At 73.3% G+C, this 17,104-nt stretch carries 15 protein-coding genes; 10 read left to right on the top strand and 5 right to left on the bottom strand.

Translation table 11 applies throughout. From position 1 onward, the window contains the following. Nucleotides 1-549 (top strand): hypothetical protein (locus ACRDSK_RS21810; protein ID WP_431443077.1); only part of this gene is annotated, 549 nt, incomplete at its 5' end. Nucleotides 550-572: 23 nt separating this feature from the next. Here the strand turns inward: ACRDSK_RS21810 and ACRDSK_RS21805 are convergent. Both ACRDSK_RS21805 and ACRDSK_RS21800 read right to left on the bottom strand, forming a co-directional pair. Continuing rightward, nucleotides 573-1,226 carry a response regulator gene (locus ACRDSK_RS21805; protein WP_431443076.1) on the bottom strand — a complete coding sequence of 218 codons (654 nt, stop codon included), beginning with the start codon at nt 1,224-1,226 and terminating at the stop codon, nt 573-575. Then, nucleotides 1,223-2,392, bottom strand: a complete 1,170-nt coding sequence (locus ACRDSK_RS21800; RefSeq protein ID WP_431443075.1) for a sensor histidine kinase — start codon at nt 2,390-2,392, stop codon at nt 1,223-1,225. The genes ACRDSK_RS21805 and ACRDSK_RS21800 overlap by 4 nt, the downstream gene beginning before the upstream one ends. A 172-nt stretch (nt 2,393-2,564) precedes the next feature. On the opposite strand from ACRDSK_RS21800, the gene ACRDSK_RS21795 reads away from it, so the two are divergent. Next, on the top strand, nt 2,565-4,454 hold the full coding sequence (locus ACRDSK_RS21795; protein WP_431443074.1) for a serine hydrolase domain-containing protein: 1,890 nt from the start codon (nt 2,565-2,567) through the stop codon (nt 4,452-4,454). A gap of 5 nt (nt 4,455-4,459) precedes the next feature. On the opposite strand, the gene ACRDSK_RS21790 is transcribed toward ACRDSK_RS21795, so the two are convergent. Beyond that, the gene (locus ACRDSK_RS21790; RefSeq protein WP_431443073.1) at nt 4,460-5,080 is read right to left on the bottom strand and encodes an FMN reductase; all 621 of its coding nucleotides are present in this window, start codon (nt 5,078-5,080) and stop codon (nt 4,460-4,462) included. A 51-nt stretch (nt 5,081-5,131) separates the two neighbouring features. Between ACRDSK_RS21790 and ACRDSK_RS21785 the strand changes: the two genes are divergently transcribed. Further along, nucleotides 5,132-6,229, top strand: a complete 1,098-nt coding sequence (locus ACRDSK_RS21785; protein ID WP_431443072.1) for a chitinase — start codon at nt 5,132-5,134, stop codon at nt 6,227-6,229. On the opposite strand, the gene ACRDSK_RS21780 is transcribed toward ACRDSK_RS21785, so the two are convergent. Further along, a complete protein-coding gene (locus ACRDSK_RS21780; RefSeq protein ID WP_431443071.1) occupies nt 6,213-8,237 on the bottom strand; it encodes a DUF2339 domain-containing protein in 2,025 nt (674 codons plus the stop codon). The two genes, ACRDSK_RS21785 and ACRDSK_RS21780, sit on opposite strands and share 17 nt — an antisense overlap. A gap of 392 nt (nt 8,238-8,629) precedes the next feature. On the opposite strand from ACRDSK_RS21780, the gene ACRDSK_RS21775 reads away from it, so the two are divergent. The 7 genes from ACRDSK_RS21775 to ACRDSK_RS21745 all read left to right on the top strand — a co-directional run bounded on the left by ACRDSK_RS21775 (nt 8,630) and on the right by ACRDSK_RS21745 (nt 16,432). Continuing rightward, the gene (locus ACRDSK_RS21775) at nt 8,630-10,486 is read left to right on the top strand and encodes a M6 family metalloprotease domain-containing protein (RefSeq protein ID WP_431443078.1); all 1,857 of its coding nucleotides are present in this window, start codon (nt 8,630-8,632) and stop codon (nt 10,484-10,486) included. Next, entirely contained in the window at nt 10,483-12,744 is a 2,262-nt protein-coding gene (locus ACRDSK_RS21770) for a M64 family metallopeptidase (RefSeq protein ID WP_431443070.1), read from the top strand. The genes ACRDSK_RS21775 and ACRDSK_RS21770 overlap by 4 nt, the downstream gene beginning before the upstream one ends. 47 nt (nt 12,745-12,791) lie before the next feature. After that, the gene (locus ACRDSK_RS21765; RefSeq protein ID WP_431443069.1) at nt 12,792-13,097 is read left to right on the top strand and encodes an ArsR/SmtB family transcription factor; all 306 of its coding nucleotides are present in this window, start codon (nt 12,792-12,794) and stop codon (nt 13,095-13,097) included. Beyond that, nucleotides 13,078-13,464: a VOC family protein gene (locus tag ACRDSK_RS21760; RefSeq protein ID WP_431443068.1), complete on the top strand. Its 387-nt coding sequence runs from the start codon at nt 13,078-13,080 to the stop codon at nt 13,462-13,464. Before ACRDSK_RS21765 ends, ACRDSK_RS21760 begins: the two co-directional genes overlap by 20 nt. 39 nt (nt 13,465-13,503) lie before the next feature. Then, nucleotides 13,504-14,295, top strand: a complete 792-nt coding sequence (locus ACRDSK_RS21755; protein WP_431443067.1) for a pentapeptide repeat-containing protein — start codon at nt 13,504-13,506, stop codon at nt 14,293-14,295. A 63-nt stretch (nt 14,296-14,358) separates the two neighbouring features. Continuing rightward, a complete protein-coding gene (locus ACRDSK_RS21750; protein ID WP_431443066.1) occupies nt 14,359-15,624 on the top strand; it encodes a pyroglutamyl peptidase in 1,266 nt (421 codons plus the stop codon). Nucleotides 15,625-15,688: 64 nt separating this feature from the next. Next, entirely contained in the window at nt 15,689-16,432 is a 744-nt protein-coding gene (locus tag ACRDSK_RS21745; protein WP_431443065.1) for a GNAT family N-acetyltransferase, read from the top strand. On the opposite strand, the gene ACRDSK_RS21740 is transcribed toward ACRDSK_RS21745, so the two are convergent. Continuing rightward, the coding region (locus ACRDSK_RS21740; RefSeq protein WP_431443064.1) for a hypothetical protein at nt 16,425-17,104 on the bottom strand (680 nt) is incomplete at its 5' end. The two genes, ACRDSK_RS21745 and ACRDSK_RS21740, sit on opposite strands and share 8 nt — an antisense overlap.

Genomic DNA, 17,104 nt, shown 5'->3' with positions numbered 1-17,104 from the left:
GGCCCGTACCTCGCGGTCGGCGGCTGGGGCGCGACCGACGTCGCGGGCCCGGCCGCCGGCGTGCGGGTGGCCGGGACCAGCGTGACGCTGACCGGCATCCCGATGGGCGACGAGCCGGTGACCGCCGACTGGACGCTCGCGGCCGATGGGTCCCGTGTGGACAGTGCGCTGACGTGGCAGGTGAGCGGCCCGACCACGGCCGGCGTCTGGGAGGCGGGGCTGAGCCTGGACACCGCTCTGGCCACGGTCGGCGACCCGGCCGGCCTCGACCGAGACGGCGACGTGGCCGGCTTCCCGCGCTGGCTGCTGGCGAGCTCGCCGGGCCGCACGCTCGCCGCCGGCTACGCGACGGGCTCCTCGTGGGCGACCGACAACCACTGGTTCCAGCGCCGGCACGGGCTCGTCGCGGTGCAGTCGCTGTGGGCACCGGGCGGCCGCTCGTGGCCGGCCGGCAGCTACCCGGCCGGCCGCTGGCGCCTGGGCTTCAGCGCGATCGCGAACGACACGGCCCTGGCCGAGCAACTGGCACAGGAGGTCAACACGAGGTAATCGATTACCCCCTGGCACGCCTGCTAGTCCACGATGCCGGCGCGGAAGGCGGCGATGGCCAGCTGGACTCGGTTGGTCGCGGCGAGCTTGTCGAACAGGTGGGTGACGTGGCTCTTCACCGTCGCCTCGCTGAGGTGCAGCAGCTTGGCGATCTCGGCGTTGGCCCGGCCCAGGCCGATCTCGATCAGGACCTGGCGTTCCCGGCTCGTGAGGACCTCCAGGCGGCGCAACGCGTCGCGGCGGCGCCGGGTCTGGTCCTCGGCGGTGACGCGGTGGATGACCTGCCGCGTCACCCCGGGGGAGAGCATCGCGTCGCCGGCGGCGGCCACCCGGATGGCGCGCAGCAGGTCCGGCGGGGGTGTGTCCTTGAGCAGGAAGCCGACGGCACCGGCCTCCAGTGCCTGGAACACCTCGTCGTCGCTGTCGAAGGTGGTCAGGACGATCACCGCCGGCGGGTGCGCGGCGGAGCGGATGGTCGCGGTGGCGGCCAGGCCGTCGAGGTGGGGCATGCGGATGTCCATCAGCACGACGTCGGGGCGGTGCCGGGACACCGCAGCCACGGCAGCCCGGCCGTCGCCGGCCTCTCCGACCACGGCGAGGTCGTCTGCCGTCTCGAGGATCATGCGCAGGCCGGTGCGCACCAGTGCCTCGTCGTCGACCAGCAGGACCGAGATCACCGCGCCCCGTCCCGCTCGTCGAGGCGAAGGTCGACGCGCTGGTCGAGCCACGGCACGGTCGCGCGCAGCTCCCAGCCGCCGGCCGCGGTCGGGCCGCTGCGCAGGGAGCCGCCGACGAGCCGGACGCGCTCGGCCAGCCCGACGAGGCCGGCGCCGGAGCCGGGCAGGTCCAGCGCCGCGGCGCCCGCGTCGTTGACGACCGCGACGGTCACACTCGCGTCGTCGCGGGCGAGCGACACAGTCGTCGCCGCGCCGGACGCGTGCTTGTGCGCGTTGGTCAGACCCTCCTGCACGACCCGGTACACCACGCGCGCGGTGGCCGGCGGCAGCGAACCCGCGTCGTCGTGCAGGTCGACCGGTTGGCCGGCCCGTGCCGACGCCTCGACCAGCGACGCCAGGTCCGCGAACGGCTCGGCGGCGGCGTTGTGCGGCAGCTCCTCCGCGGCCTCGGCACGAAGCATGCCGAGCACACTACGCAGCTCCAGCAGCGCCTCCCGAGCCGTCACCCGGATCAGCGTGGTGCCCTGTTCGAGCCGGCTGTTGCCGCCCGCGTGCAGCTCGAGCGCGCCGGCGTACAGCGCGATGAGCGAGACCTTGTGCGCCAGCACGTCGTGCATCTCCCGGGCGATCCGGGTGCGCTCGGCGGCGCGCGCCTGCTCCTCGCGCAGCCGGCGTTCCGCCTCGGCGTGCCGGGCCTGCTCGCGCAGCGAGGCCACCAGCGCGGCGCGGGTCGCGGCGTACGCGCCGACCGCGACCGCGAGCCCGGCGCCCACCCCGGCGTAGCCGATGTCGGCGACGGTCAGCGTGCCGGCGTCGAGCCACGACCACGCGACGAACCCGGCCCAGCCGGCCAGCGCGGGGAGCCAGATCATCCGGCGGGAACCGAACGCGGCCGCCGAGTACAGACCGACCAGCGCGGGTCCCGGGTTGCCCGACAGCGCGTAGGCGACCGCGCCCGCGATCGCGGCGAGGTGGGGCAGGCGGCGCCGGGGCCACAGCGCGAGGCTGCCCAGCACACCGGCGACGGCGATGACCGGACGCGGCAGCGTCGCCCACGGCGTCTTCACCGCGAGCGCGGTGAGCGCCAGGCACGCCACGACGAGGACCGCGTCCACGACGCGCCGGTCCCTCGGCAGCCGGCTCACCCGGCGCAGCAGCGTCTCCACGCGACGAAGCCTAGGCGCGTCGAACCCCTGTGCCGACGCACTTTCGTCGCGCGTCCGGTCCGCCCGACTCCGACTTTGGTCGAGGTCGGCGACCGACCGCGCGGCGATGTGCCGGCCGCCCGCCCGCCGCCACAGTGAGCTGCCCGCACAGGCGTCCACAGGAGGAGTGATCATGCGTGCGTTTCGACGGGTCGGCAGGTTGGCTTTGACGGTGCTGGCCGGCTGCACCGCGGTACTCGCGGCCGCGCCCGGCACGAGCACGGCGGCGACCGGACCGGACTGCGCCCCGGCGAATCCGGCCGCGCTGCGCGACTTCTTCGACGGCGCCCTGCCGGACGGTCTCGACGAGCACCGCGTGCCGGGCGCGGTGGTGTCGGTCGTGTCCGGCGGCGACACCGTGTTCGCCAAGGGCTACGGTCGGGCCGACACCGAGCGCGGCACCGAGTTCGACCCGGCCCGTTCGCTGGTGCGGATCGCGTCGATCACGAAGCTCTTCACCTGGACGGCGGTGTTGCAGCAGGTCGAGGCGGGGCGGCTCGACCTGGACACCGACGTGAACCGGTACCTGACGGACTTCCAGCTCCCGGCCACGTTCCCGCAACCGATCACGCTGCGGCACCTGCTGGACCACACCGCCGGGTTCGAGGAGCGGGTCGTCGGCACCGCGGCCCGCACGGCCGAGGACATGCCGGCGCTGGGCGAGATCCTGGCCGAGGACATGCCGGCGCGGATCCGGCCGCCCGGCGAGATCTCCGCCTACTCCAACTACGGTGCCGCGCTCGCCGGCCACGTCGTCGAGCGGGTGAGCGGCGAGTCCTATCCGGACTACGTGCGTCGGCATCTGCTGGCGCCGCTCGGCATGGACCACAGCACGGCCGAGCAGCCGGTGCCGGAGGACCTGGCCGCGGACCTCGCCCGCGGCTACGACTCCGACGAGAACCCGCCGCGGCCCTACCCGTTCACGTTCGACACGCTCGCGCCGGACGGGTCGATCAGCGCCACCGCCGACGACATGGCCAGGTTCATGCGGGCTCATCTTCAGTCCGGGCGATCCATCCTCGGCGCGGAGACCGCCGCGCTCATGCACGAGCGCTCCTTCGCCGCCGACCCGCGCCTTGGCGGCTACGCGCACGGCTTCATGGACCGCACGTTCAACGGCCACCGGGTCCTGATGCACGACGGCAGCTGGGAAGGCTTCCAGAGCGCGCTGGTCCTGGTGCCCGACTGCGACCTCGGCCTGTTCGTGTCGCTCAACGGCACCGGCGGGATCGACGCCGCCGGCGAGCTGATGCCGGCGTTCTTCGACGAGTTCACCCCGGCGCCGGACGAGACCGAGCCCGCCGCACAGTCCACATCGGACACAACCGAGCCGCGGGCCGGGTTCTACAAGCCGACCCGGCACAACGAGTCGACCGTCGAGAAGCTGACCACGCTGCTCGGCCCGGCGCGCCTGTCCGTGGACGGTGCCGGCGTCGTGCACTTCAAGAGCAAGGAGTGGCTCCCGCGGCCGGACGGGATGTACGAGCTGGCCGACGGCACCGACCGGCTGGTCTTCGTCGACGGCGCGGACGGGCGGCACTACGCGGCCACCGACGGCTCGACCTACCAGCTGATGCCCCAGGCGGAGACGCTGCCGGTCAACCTGGTCGTGCTGCTGGTCTTCGCGGTGCCCGCGCTCTCGGCCCTGGCCCTGCCCGTCGCGTGGCTCGTGCGCCGGCTGCGACACCGGCCGGCCCGCACGACCGGCACCTGGCGCCTGGCCCGCGGACTGGCCGCCGGCGCCGCTGGGCTGGGCGTCGTGTTCCTCGCGTTGCTGATGCTGACCCTGGTCGAGGGCAGCGGGGAGTTCCTCTACGGCGTCCCGCTGAGCTTCCGCCTGCTGCTCGCGGTGCCGATCGTCGTGCTCGCCGCGGCGCTCGCCGCCATCGCGTGCACGGTGCGGGGCTGGCGCGGGTCGGGCGCCGGCGTCGTCGCCCGGGTGCACCAGGTTCTGCTACTCGCCGGCATGGTCGCCCTCGGCTGGTTCCTGTGGCAGTGGAACCTCGTCGGCTGGCAGTTCTGAGCGCCCTACTCGTCGCGGGACGGCAGGCGCAGTGCGGCGAGCTGTTGCTCGAACGGGATGACGGCCTCCTGCGCAGGCGGGGTGGCCGGCGGCCGGCCGGACATGAGCTCCGCCAGCTCGCCGGCCGCCCGCGCGATGCGGTGCGCCAGGTCGTCGTCGCCCTTGAGGTCGCCACCGGAGGCCCAGTCCTCCGACGCCGCGTAGACGGCGGTAGGCACGACCACCGCGCGCAGGTAGGTGAACATCGGGCGCAGCGCGTGCTCCAGCGCGAGCGAGTGCCGGGCCGTGCCGCCGGTCGCGGCGATCAGGACCGGCTTGCCCACCAGCGCGTCGTGGTCGAGCACGTCGAAGAACGACTTGAACAGCCCCGAGTACGACGCGGTGAAGATCGGCGTGGCGGCGATCAGCCCGTCCGCCGCGGCGACCGCCGACAGCTCGGCGGCGAGCCTCGGCGAGGCGAAGCCCGTCACGAGGTTGTTCGCGATGTCGGTCGCCAGGCCGCGCAGGTCCACCACCCGCACGTCGACCTCCACCTGGCCGCCGACCGCCGCGGCGAGGCGGTCGGCGAGCAGCCGGGTGGACGACGGCTCGGTCAGGCCCGCGGAGACCACCACCAGTGTCCTCATTCGACGGTCACCTTCTCCGGGCTCGCCGCCTGCTCGACCCACTCGTACACGGTGGCCGCGGTCAACGACGTCGGCGAGTCGGCCCGCAGCTCGGCGGTGTCCGCGACGACGGCCGGCTGCCAGGCCGCGGACCTGCCACGGCACGCGCTGATCGGCTACCTGCACTCGAGCTTCGCCAACGGGTCCGGGTACGTGCGGATGGCCGACGTGCCCGACGCGTGGGACGTGATCAACCTGGCGTTCGGCGAGCCGACCTCGGTGACCTCCGGGGACATCCGGTTCACCCTGTGCCCGGCGGCGGAGTGCCCGAACGTCGAGTCCGAGGCGGACTTCACGGCGGCGATCCGGGCCAAGCAGGCGCAGGGCAAGAAGGTGCTGATCTCCATCGGCGGCGCGAACGGGCAGGTGCAGCTCACCACCGCGGCGGCCCGGGACGCGTTCGTCGGCTCGGTGTCGGCGATCATCGACCGGTACGGGCTGGACGGGCTGGACATCGACTTCGAGGGCCACTCGCTGTACCTGAACCAGGGTGACACGGACTTCCGAAACCCGACCACGCCGGTGATCGTGAACCTCATCAGCGCGCTGCGGTCGCTGAAGTCCCGCTACGGCGACGACTTCGTGCTGACGATGGCGCCGGAGACGTTCTTCGTCCAGGTCGGCTACCAGTTCTACGGCGGCACCGGCGCGGGCGACAACCGGACGGGCTCGTACCTGCCGGTGATCCACGCGCTACGCGACGCGCTGACCGTGCTCCATGTGCAGGACTACAACTCGGGCCCGGTGATGGGGCTCGACAACCAGTACCACAACATGGGCGGCGCGGACTTCCACATCGCGATGACCGACATGGTCAAGGCCGGCTTCCCGGTGGCCAACACCGGCCACACGTTCCCCGGCCTGCGGGAGGACCAGATCGCGTTCGGCCTGCCCGCCGCGGTCAGCGCCGGCAACGGCCACACCCCGCCCGGCCCGGTGCACGACGCGCTGAACTGCTTGGCGCGCAACCAGAACTGCGGCGGCTACACGCTGCGGGGCGGAGCGTCACCGGCCATCCGCGGGCTGATGACATGGTCGATCAACTGGGACCGCTTCTACGGCTGGGAGTTCCAGAACAGCCACCGGCCGTTCCTCAACTCCCTCCCGTAGCGGTCCGGCCCGCGCGTGCGGACACGAGCCGCGCGTAGCGGGCCCCGGCCGCGAGCAGGACCAGGCCGGCGACCAGGAAGGCGGCGACCCGCGCCAGACCGTCCAGTGCGGACAGGTCGAACAGCACCAGCTTGACCAGTGCCGCGGCCACCAACGACAGCCCGGCGGCCCGCGCCGGCGCCGAGTCGATGCCGCGCAGCAGCAGGATCAGCGCGCCGATCGTCCAGGACACCGTCACGAGCACGTGGCCGAGCAGGAACCCGGTGCGGTCGGGGGAGACCAGCAGGCCCACCGACAGCACGGTGCCGGTCTGGCCGTACAGCGCGACCAGCCCGCCGAGCAGCCAGCCGGCCACGGCGCCGTCGCCGGACAGGACGCCGAGGCGACCGGCGACCCGGCACGTGGTGAGCGCCGCGGCGGCGAGCAGGAGACCGGTCAGCCCGGCGGTCACCACCGTCGCGAGCGGCAGCCGGTCGTCGGGCGGCGTGCCGATGAGCGTGCCCGGCAGTGCGGTCGCGGAGGCCGCCGCCAGGCCGACGAACCCGAACAGGCACGCGGCCGCGAGCGCCGCCGGGAAGCGCAGCGCCGGCGCCACGAGGGCGAGCAGCAGCGCCTCGGCGAGCAGCACGATCGCCAGCGCGGAGCCGTCGAACGCGAAGACCGTCGTCTGCAGGAGGGCGACGGACGCCGCCGCGCCCGCGGCCGTGGTGAATCGCGTGGCGAGTGCCAGGCCGGTGAGCCGGCCGAGCGCCCAGACGAGGACGAGCAGCGCGCCGATCGTGCCGGGCAGGGCGATCGCGCCGGCCTGCGGCAGCAGGATGGCGGCGAGCATCGCCGGCAGCGGGGCGAGCAGCACCAGGCCGACCGGCAGCCGGTCGTCGGGCCGGCGCAGCGACGTGATGGTCGCGACGGCGACCTGTGCGGCGCTGGTGACCAGGCCGAGGTAGGCGACGAGGGGGATGTCGGCGAACTCGCCGGAGACGGCCGCGAGCGCGCTGGTCGCGAGCGAGGCCAGCACCGGCGGAATGGCGGCGGCGAGGGACAGGCCGCCCCAGCGCCGCGCGAGCTGTGCGGGCGTCGCGCAGATCTCCAGTACCAGCAGGAACCCGATCAGCAGCGGCACGAGCCCGTCGGTCAGGAAGGGCGCCGCGACGGCACAGCACACGACGACGAACACGCCGAACGCCTGGGCGTTCCAGCGCACGGCGAGCAACAGCCCGAGCCCGGCGACCGCGAGCCCCGCGGCGAGCCCGGCGGCCGGCGGGAGGAACCCGAGGAGCGCGGTGGCGGCGACGACGTCCAGGTACAGCACGGCGAAACCGGTGGCCGCCAGTGCGAACGCACCGGTGCGCGCGTGCGGGTTGGGGTGCAGCCGCAGCCCGATCCCGACGAGCCCGAGCCCCAGCGCGGCGCCGAGCAGGACCCGGGGCAGCGGTCCGAGGTAGCCCCGCTGCACGGCGAGGACGAGCAGCAGCACGACGCCGGCGAGCGTGACCACGCCACCGGCCCAGGCGAGCAGCCGGCTGCCGGCGCCGTCGCCGGTGGCGCGATCCCACAGGCTCGGCGCCGGGCGGGGTGGTTGGGGTGGGGGCAACTGCGGCCAGGTCGGGATGGGCGCCTGACCGGGCCGATGCGGCATCCCGGCCTCGGGCGGCGGCATGGTCCCGACGTGCCGGGCCCAACCGGCGTGTGGTTCGCCGGCTGGGGGGACCTGGTGCGGTGTGGTCGCCGCGGCGCCGGGCGGCACGGCTCCAACGGGCCGGGTCCCACCGACATGCGGATCGGCGCTGGCCGGAGGCGTGGCTCCGACGGGCCGGGTGCCGCTGGTGTGCGGTTCGCCGGCCGGTGGCGCTTGGTGCGTCGCGGTCGCCGCGGCGCCGGGTGGGGTGGTCGCCGCCGCGGCGGGTGCGGTCGTCAGCTCGAGCGTGCGGAGCTCGACGCCGATCGCGTCGACACGGGCGGCCACGTCGCGCAGTTCTTCGGCCAGGCGGGGAAGCGGGTCAGCCATGTCCCCGAGTGTCGCGACCGCGCTGAGTGGTCGAATCCGTACGACTACTCAACTTCGAAACCCACGGTCACGAGCGGAGATCGTCCACTCGGGCGATGATTTGGGTCAACGGCGGGGCTAGCGTCCTGATCGTGACTCGCCACACCCTGCCGGTGGTGGCGCTGTTATCGGCAGCGGCGCTCGTCGCCGGTCTGGCCGGCAGCCCCGCACCCGCCTCCGCGTCCTCCGCGTCCCCCGCCGCCCCCGAGCAACCCTGGCAGTTCGACCACTGGCCCCAGCAGCAGCCGTGGCAGCAGTCGACGGCCGCACCGCAGCCCGCCGAGGCCGCGCGCGTCGCACAGGCCGGCTTCCCCGGCCCCATCGACGCGCAGGACTGGCAGAACCCCGATCACATGACCTGGGCGGACTATCGCAAGCCGCCGAACACGAACTGGGCCGACCCGGCCGTCGAGGGCTCGACCCGCCAGTTCCGCGGCGCGCTCGTCCTCGCCGACTACGTGAACCAGCCGTTCGTGGTGACCCAGCCGCAGGGCTCGACGGTGTTCGGAAACCCGTCGGCCGAGGCGCACGACATACCGCGCGAGAACGTCGCCCAGTACTACCAGGACTTCCTGAACAAGCCGGGCACGCTCAACCGCGGGCACACCATCCACGAGTACTGGATGGAGGACTCCGGCGGCCGGTTGGGCGTCGACCTGGCCGGGTTCGGGCCGTACGAGATGCCCGGCAAGGACCACGAGTACGCCATGGAGTTCCAGGGCGACGGCGCGTGTCCGGCCGGCGACAGCTGCGACCGCGACCTGCGCACCGACGCGCGCGCCGCGTGGGTGGCCGACGTCGGCGAGGACGTCGCGGCGAGCTTCGACTTCGTGTTCTTCCTCTCCGCCGGCCAGGACGAGTCCTCGACCTGGCAGGAGTTCGGGATGATGAAGTTCCCGGTCAAGGAGGACGTGACCGACGCGTTCGGCCCGCCGGACGAGGCCCTGCCGAACTGGGCGGACACCCGGTACGTGGACTGGTCGTCGTGGGCCGCGGCCTCGACCATCTGGCCGAACGCCGGCGGCGGCTCCTCGACCCAGGCGGAGAGCTCGGGCATGTCCGTGTACGCCCACGAGTTCAGCCACATCCTCGGCATCGGCGACAACTACAACAACCCGTACGGCGTGCCGGCCCGCCGGGCCTACTCCGGCATCTGGGAGATGCTCTCCCGCGGCACGTTCAACGGGCCGGGAGGCCCGCACAGCCGGTGGATGATCCCCGCCACCGGCGGTGCCTCGATGGGCGCCCAGCACATGCTGCGCAACAAGATCGACCTCGGCATCGTCGACGAACAGAACGTGCTGCGGTTGTCCCGGGAGGCGCTCGCCGACTCCGGCATGGTGATCGCGAAGGTCACCGCGCGGGTGGTCCAGCCCGGCGCGACGGGGCTGTCCGGCGTCAATGTGCAGATGGACACCGGCGACCTCAGCCCGGCGTGCGACGTGAACACGAACCCGTTCTGCGACGGCGGCGGCTACAACAACTACACCGTCGAGGTCGTGGACCGGATGGGCACGGACTCGTTCACGCCCGACGCCGGCGTGCTTGTGGCTAAGACGAAGAACGTGGACCGGGCACCGTTCGAGTGGGTCATCGACGCGAACCCGCAGGACATCGGGATGACCGACTACGTCCTGCCGGACGGCACCGAGGTGCCGATCACGATCGGCGACTACCGGCAGCTGTCCGACGCGTTGTTCCACGCGGGCACCGGGTCCGGCAGCGAGTACGAGTACGTGGACGAGGCCAACCGGCTGCACTTCTACGTGCTCGACGTGAAGCGTGACAAGCACGGCCAGCTGTCGTACACGGTGGCGATCTCCTCGCTCGACGGCCCCGGCCCGCAGCGTCGCGGCGTGGCGGTGCTGCCGACGCTCACCAAGCCGAACCGCAGCGGGCTCGCGACCTGCAAGTTCCCGCTGGTGAACACCGGCCGCGCCGCGACTCCGGCCGGTGCGCACCCGGAGGACGTGCGCCAGTACCTGAACGGCGACGTCTACCGTGTATCGGCCACTGTGGACGGTCGCGGTTGGGCGGTGTCGGTGCCGAACGAGCTCGCCACGGCCGAGTTCGGCCGTCACGTGCAGGTTCCGGTGTACGCCAAGCGGGACGGGAGCGGCGCGCGGCTGGCGAAGGTGAAGCTGACCGCGACGTCGGAGAGCGACCCGTCGAAGAAGGCCACGGCGACCTGCGCGGTGCTCGCGCGATGAGGCGTTTCGCGGCCGCCGCGTTGACCATCCTCACCGGCGCGGCGGTCGCGATCGCCGCGCCGGCCGTGGCGCACGCCGACCCCGGCGACGCCACCGTCGTGCCGATCCAGGTGACCGGCGACCCGGCCAAGCGGTTCAACCTGGTGATCGTCGGCGACGGCTATACCGAGGCCGAGCAGGCCGAGTTCCGCGCGCACGTGGACAAGCACCTCAACGTGCTGTGGACGCTCGAACCGTTCAAGTCCTACCGCAGCTACACCAACGTGTACGCGGTGGAGATCGTCTCCGGTGAGTCCGGTGTGGACTGTGACCCGTCGCTGGACGCGCCGCGCCGGGACACCCCGCTGAACATGGGGTTCTGGGGCGGCTGCAACCCGGCTAGCGTGCAGCGGCTGCTCACCGTGGACGGCACGGCCGCCAACACCTACGCCGACCTGGTGCCCGGCACCTCGCGCGCCAACCGGCAGCTGCTGGCACTGGGCAACAGTGACACCTACGGGGGAGCGGGCGGCGCGAACGCGACGGCGTCGGGCGGCAACGCGCTGTCCGCGCTGATCACCCCGCACGAGCTCGGCCACTCGCTCGGCGGGCTGGACGACGAGTACGACTACTACCAGCGCGGCGTGCGCGGCGAGCCGTACACCGGTGGCGAGCCGGACTCGATCCACCACACGCTGCTCACCGAGCAGGAGCTGCTCGCCCAGCGGGCGAAGTGGTGGCGCTGGCTCGGTGAGCCGTCCGAGTCCGGCGGCGTGATCGGCCGGCACGAGGGCGGGCTGTACTCCGACGCCGGGGTGTGGAAGCCGAGCGAACACTCGATGATGCGCTCGCTCGGCTACTACTTCGACCAGGTATCCCGGGAGCGGATGACCCAGCGGATCTCGGCGAAGACCAACATCCTGACCGACTCGACGCCCGCCGCGGCCCCTATCGGGGCGGACCGGGTGGTGTGGGTCGAGACGATGTACCCGGTGAGCCACCAGCTCGACGTCACCTGGACCCTCGACGGCGCCGCGCTGCCGGTCGACGGGGCCCGGAGCGTGGACCTGTCCACACTGGACCTCTCGGCGGGCACGCACACGCTGGGCGTTACCGTCGTCGACCCGACGTCGTACGTGCGCGACCCCGCGGTCCGGTCGTCGGCGGCGCTGACGCAGAGTCGCACGTGGACGGTCGACACGTCGCTGACCACACCGGCCGAGCCGGCGCCGCCGGAGTTCACGCTGTCCACGCCGACCGCGCAGCCGGTGGGCGGCCGGGACGTGGTGTACGCGGAGACCACGCATCCGGTGGACTCCGTGCACCAGGTCACCTGGTCGCTGGACGGTGACCCGCTCGCGGTGGGCGGCAACGACCGCGCGGTGTCGCTGGCGCCGCTGCGCCTGACCGGCAGCCACACGCTGACCGCGTCGGTCGGTTCGGAAACGCTGACCTGGACGGTCGACGCGTCCCCGCCGTCGGCGGCCTACGAGCTGTCGGATCCGTTGCTGGTGGCCGGTGGCGAGCACATCTACAACGGCCCGTTCACGATGAGCCTCACCGCCGCGGACGACACACCTGGGTACGTGGTTCGCGAGTTCCGCACGGACGGGGACGGTTGGTACAACTACTACGGCTGGCCGACCGACCCGGACGCGCCGTTCCGGTTCACGCCGAGCGGCACGAACGTCGACGACCTGGTGTACGGGAAGCTGGGCAAGCCGCGCATGGTGCCGTGGGAGGACCCGACGCCGAACTACGGCCGCCACGCGATCGAGTACCGCGCGATCGACCCGAGCGGCAACATCGGCTCGTCGTCGGAGTTCGCCGTCACCCTGATCCCGCCGCCACCCGCCTGTACGACGACGCTGACCGGCCGCGTGGCCGGCCCGCTGGTCGTCCGCTCGGGCGTGACGTGCCTGTCCGGCGCGACGGTCGGCGGCCCGGTGACGGTGCTGGCGGGCGGTTCCGTGGTGGCCACGGGCTCGACCGTGTCCGGCCCGCTGACCGCGACCGGCGCGTCGGCGGTGGAGCTGCTGAACAGCACGGTCGGCGGCCCGGTGACCCTGCGCGGCACCACGGCGGACGTGACGCTGGTCGGCGGTTCCGTGCGGGGCGCGGTGACGTTGTCGGCGAACCGGACCGCGCGGGCGCCGGTGGTCGCCGGGGTGACGGTTCGCGGTCCGTTGGTGTGTCAGGGAAACACGCCGGCTCCGGAGAACCTGCGCGCCCCGAACGCGGTGCACGGCCCCCGGACGGGCCAGTGTGCCCGGCTCTGACGAGGTGAGGTCGACAGGCAAGTAATTACTTGCATATACTCGCCGCCATGGCTGACGTGTACCAGGCCTTGGCGGATCCGACGCGCCGGATGATCCTCGACGAGCTGACCGAGCGCGATGGCCAGACGCTGTTCGAGATCTGCGGACGGCTGGCCATGAAGCACCGGCTGACCTCGTCGCGCCAGGCCGTCTCCCAGCATCTCGACGTGCTGGCGGCGGCCGGGCTGGTCGTCACCCGGCGGGAGGGGCGCTACAAGTTCCACCACCTGGACACGCGGCCGCTGACACACCTCACCGACCGTTGGCTCGCGCCCGAATCACACAGGAGTCCCGATGAGAATCCACCTGACTAGCGTGCTGGTCGACGACCAGGCCAGCGCACTGCGGTTCTACACCGACGTGCTGGGCTTCCTCCCGAAGGAGGACGTGCCGGTCGGCGAGGACCGCTGGCTGACGGTGGTCTCGCCCGACGCCCCGGACGGCACCGAGCTGCTGCTCGAGCCCTCCGGCCATCCCGCCGCCAAGGCGTACAAGGAGGCACTGGTCGGCGATGGCATCCCGCTCACGGCGTTCGCGGTGGACGACGTGGCCGCCGAGCACGCCCGGCTCGTGGCGCTCGGCGTGCGGTTCACCCAGGAGCCGACCCGGATGGGACCGGTGACCACCGCGGTGTTCGACGACACCTGCGGCAACCTGATCCAGATCCAGCAGCGCCACTAGCGAACCGCGGGGCGCCCGCGACCGGACTACCTTGGGCCGGTGACCGACCTGCGCGCCGACTGCGCCCGCTGCGCCGCCCTGTGCTGCGTCGCGCCCACGTTCGCCAGGTCGGCGGACTTCGCCATCGACAAGCCGGCCGGGCGCCCCTGCCCCAACCTGCTGGCCGACTTCCGCTGCGGCATCCACGCCGACCTGCGCAGCCGCGGCTTCCCGGGCTGCACCACCTACGACTGCTTCGGCGCCGGCCAGCGGGTGACGCGGGAGCGCGGCCCCGACTGGCGCGCGCACCCGGACGTGGCCGCGCGGATGTTCGCCGCGTTCGGCGTGCTTCGGGACCTGCACGAGCTGCTCTGGTACCTCACCGACGCACTCGACCGCCCGGCCGCCGCCCCGCTCCACGCCGAGCTCCGCGCGGCGCTCGCGGAAACCGAGCGCCTCACCGACGAGCAGCGGCTCGAGGACCTGGACGTGGCCACCCACCGCGCCGAGGTCAACCGGTGGCTGCGCCGCACGAGCGAGCTGGTCCGCACCGAAGGCAAGTCCCAGCGCGGCAGGAACCTGCGCGGTGAGGACCTCATGGGCCGCGACCTCCGCCGGGCGGACCTCCGTGGCGCCGACCTGCGTGGTGCCTACCTCATCGGTGCCCGCCTCGACGGGGCCGACCTGCGCGAGGCGGACGTCATCGGCGCGGACCTGCGGGGTGCGGACCTGCGCGGCGCCGATCTCGGCACCACCCTGTACCTCACCCAGTTCCAGGCGAACGCCGCCCACGGGGACGCCGCCACCACGCTCCCGCCCCGCCTGGTCCGCCCCGGACACTGGGCGAACTAGCGGCTTCCCTCGGCGCGCTCTGTCGGTATCTTTCCCCCAGTTCCGACGAGCGAGGGAGTTTCCGTGAGACCGTTGGCCCGCTTGTTGATCGTGGTCCTGCTCGGACTGGTGGCAGCACTCGTGCCTGCTGTTTCTGCCACGGCGTCCACTACCGCGGCCCCAGCCGCACCGCCGACCTGCGCCGATCCCGCCGCGCCACTCACCGTCGAGGAGCGGCGCCTCACCCTGCCGGCGCCCGCGGAAGTCCTGCGGCGCACCGGGTTCGACAAGTTCGGGCGGATCTTCACACCCGCGCTGTGCCGGCTGCCCGACGCCCGAGTCGCCGAGCACGCCATGCACGTCCAGGGCCGCGCGCTCTGGGCGGCCGCGGTCGCCCGGGCGCAGGGCCGGCTGCCCGCCGGCAGCCTCGCGGTCACCGACGACCGCCCGCTGTACTGGGCGCGCCTGCAGCTCACGAAGGCCATGCGGCAGTGGACACCGTCGTTCGAGCTGAGCACGCAGCGGCGCGCCGAGCTGATCGACACGCTCGACCGCGCCTCCCGCGGCCAGGACTCGATCGACCACCGCCGCGGCGCGAAGCGGATCCTCGTCAGCGGGTTCGACCCGTTCCAGCTGGACCAGGACATCCGGCGCAGCAACCCGTCCGGCGCGACCGCGCTCGCCCTCGACGGCACGACGATCCAGACCCCGGCCGGCCCCGCGCGGATCGAGACCGCGATGTTCCCCGTGCTGTGGGGCCCGTTCGCGCAGGGGGTCGTCGAGCGCACGTTCCTGCCGCGGCTGGACCGGCTCGACATGTTCACCACCGTCAGCCAGGGCCGCGTCGGCCGGTTCGACGTCGAGCGTTACAACGGGCGCTGGCGCGGCGGCTTCCCGGACAACGACAACGAGTCCAGCACCGGCGTGATCCCGATTCCCGACGGCGTGCCGACCGTGCTGCCCGCGCCCGAGTTCGTGCCGACCACGTTGCCGTACGAGCAGATCGTCGCCGCGAACACCGGCCGCTTCCCGGTGTTCGACAACACCACGGTGGTCGAGATCCCCGCCGGAGGGACCGAGCCGGTGACCCGGCCGGACGGCCCGACGCCCGGCTCGGTCGCCCGGCAGGGCGGCGGTGGCAACTACCTGTCCAACGAGATCGCCTACCGCGCCACGTTGCTGCGCGACGCGCTCGGCCTGAGCATCCCCGGCGGGCACCTGCACACGCCGGTGCTGCAGTTCGCCGAGGGCAACACGACCGAGCTGACCGATCCGGTGTTCGAGGCGAACCAGCGCGACATCATCGACCAGGTGCGCAACGTCCTGATCGTGGCCGCCGGCACGCTATAGCCGTTCTGGCCCGACCGGCGCGCGCCTGCCGAAACCGGGTGGCGCGCGCCGTTAGGGTCGGTTCGTGTCCGCACTGCAGTCCCACATGCGCGCCGCCGCGGCGGCCGGCCGAACCACCGAACGGATCGGCCCGTTCCTGGCGACGTTCTCGCCGCGCTCCACCAACCCCTTCCTCAACTACGCCGTGCCCGACGACGGCGCCCGGCCCACCCGGTCCGACGTGGACGCGCTGACCGCCGCGTACCGCGACCGCGACCTGGTGCCGCGCCTGGAGTTCCTCGTCGCGACCGCGCCGTGGGCCGAGCCGGCGCTGCGCGAGGCCGGCTACGAGGTGGAGCGTCGCATCCCGGTGCTGCTGTGCCCGCCGGACGCCCTCGTCACGCCGCCCGCGCCGGCCGGGGTCGAACTGGTCGTCCCAGAGTCCGATGTGGACTTCGCAGGGATGCTCGCCGCCCAGCACGAGGCGTTCGACGACTCCTCGCCCCACGACGTCCCGGGTGCCCGCGCCTGGCTCGACGGCGGCGGTTTCTCCGTGTACGCCAGGGAAGCCGCGACCGGTGAGGCGGCCGGCGGCGGGTCGGCCGAGGCGGTCGCCGACGGCACGACCGAGGTCGCCGGCATCGGGGTGCGGGCGAGGTATCGCCGCCGCGGCGTGGGCGCGGCGATCACCGCGTGGCTGACCGGTGCCGTGCATGAGCGTGGTGCGCACACCGTGTTCCTCACGCCGGCCGGGACGAACGAGCAGCGCCTCTACGAGCGGGTCGGCTACCGGGCCGCGGACGACATGGTGCACCTGCGCCTCAGCTGAGCCGCCCGGCGCGGATCTGGGCGACGGCGGCCCGGGCGAGGTCGGTGTGGTCGGCGTCGCCGTGGACGAACCGGGCCGTGTCCGAGGTGAAGAAGTCCGGCTCGAACCGGGCGATGTCCTCCACGAACTTGGCCTGTGCCTCGCGGTTGAACTCGTGCCAGCGCTGCCGGCCGCGGCCGAGCTCGTCGGCCCACACGTAGGCGTCCGGCTTGACCCGCCACTGCGCCCACACGGCGTCGAAGGCGTAGCGGCTGCCCAGGTGCTGGTACTGCCACACGTGGGCGCACTCGTGCACGAGCACGTGGTCCGACAGTGCTTCCCGCTTCAGGTAGACGGTCGCGCCGAGGGTGAACGGGCGCTCGCTCGCACCGAACACGCCGGCCCGGCCGGGCACCAGCCGGATCGCGGCCAGGTCGACCGAGTCGCCGTAGACGGTGGTGAGCAGGGTCGCCTCGGCGTCGGTCAGCCCGCGCCCGCGCTCCAGCCCCGCGATGGCCTGGACGAGCGCGACCACCTTGCCCAGCACGACGATCACGCCGCCGGCCACGGCGGCGGGCACGTTGCGGGTGGCGAGGCCGGCGAACGCCGCGACGACGGCGGCGACGAGGCTCGTCAGCGCGACCCCCACCGCGGCGAGCCAGCGCCCGATCCCGGGCACGGAACCGAGCGCGG

The sequence above is a fragment of the Actinophytocola sp. genome (genome assembly GCF_050699915.1).
Taxonomy (GTDB): Bacteria; Actinomycetota; Actinomycetes; order Mycobacteriales; family Pseudonocardiaceae; genus Actinophytocola.
Note: the sequence above shows the minus strand (reverse complement) of the source record. Positions and strands in the feature narration are given on the sequence as shown.

Excerpts from the sequence above, each read along its gene's own strand:
- ACRDSK_RS21795 (WP_431443074.1), top strand. The coding sequence starts at position 2,565 with ATGCGTGCGTTTCGACGGGTCGGCAGGTTGGCTTTGACGGTGCTGGCC.
- ACRDSK_RS21790 (WP_431443073.1), bottom strand. The coding sequence starts at position 5,080 with ATGAGGACACTGGTGGTGGTCTCCGCGGGCCTGACCGAGCCGTCGTCC.
- ACRDSK_RS21780 (WP_431443071.1), bottom strand. The coding sequence starts at position 8,237 with ATGGCTGACCCGCTTCCCCGCCTGGCCGAAGAACTGCGCGACGTGGCC.
- ACRDSK_RS21775 (WP_431443078.1), top strand. The coding sequence starts at position 8,630 with ATGACCTGGGCGGACTATCGCAAGCCGCCGAACACGAACTGGGCCGAC.
- ACRDSK_RS21770 (WP_431443070.1), top strand. The coding sequence starts at position 10,483 with ATGAGGCGTTTCGCGGCCGCCGCGTTGACCATCCTCACCGGCGCGGCG.
- ACRDSK_RS21765 (WP_431443069.1), top strand. The coding sequence starts at position 12,792 with ATGGCTGACGTGTACCAGGCCTTGGCGGATCCGACGCGCCGGATGATC.
- ACRDSK_RS21760 (WP_431443068.1), top strand. The coding sequence starts at position 13,078 with ATGAGAATCCACCTGACTAGCGTGCTGGTCGACGACCAGGCCAGCGCA.